The sequence below is a fragment of the Bradyrhizobium sp. MI1.3 genome, assembly GCF_055811695.1.
Genome location: NZ_JBVVPQ010000258.1, coordinates 1 through 528, shown reverse-complemented (window position 1 = coordinate 528; position 528 = coordinate 1). Strand labels below are relative to the sequence as shown.

The 528-nt window shown below is 62.7% G+C and carries 1 protein-coding gene; it reads left to right on the top strand.

The window, feature by feature from the left end; genetic code table 11:
* Positions 1-528 (top strand): DDE-type integrase/transposase/recombinase (locus tag AC0L3A_RS40930; protein ID WP_473256607.1); only part of this gene is annotated, 528 nt, incomplete at both ends.

Below are 528 nucleotides of genomic sequence, written 5' to 3'. Positions count from 1 at the left end.
CGGGATTGCTGAGCGCAAAGCGATGATCGACCGTGAGCACGATCTGTCGATCACCAAGCAGGCGGAGATTCTGCAGATCAGCCGCGGCAGCGTTTATTACCTGCCGCGTCCGGTGCCGGACGCCGATCTCGCGATCATGCGGCGTCTCGACTGGCTGCATCTGGAGTTCCCTTTCGCCGGTTCGCGAATGTTGAGAGGCCTGCTGGCTGCCGAGGGGTGCAAGATCGGCCGCCGGCATGTCAAGACGCTGATGCGGCGGATGGGGATAGAGGCGCTCTATCGCCGTCCGCGCACGACTAAACCCGAGCCCGGCCACAAGATCCATCCGTATCTGCTGCGCGGCATGGAGATCACACGGCCGAACCAGCTCTGGGCGATGGACATCACCTACATCCCGATGGCTAGTGGGTTCGTCTATCTCGCCGTGGTGCTGGACTGGGCAACACGCCGGGTTCTGTCGTGGCGGCTGTCGATCACCATGGAAGCAGCCTTCTGCGTCGAGACGCTGGAGGATGCCTTGGCTCGTCA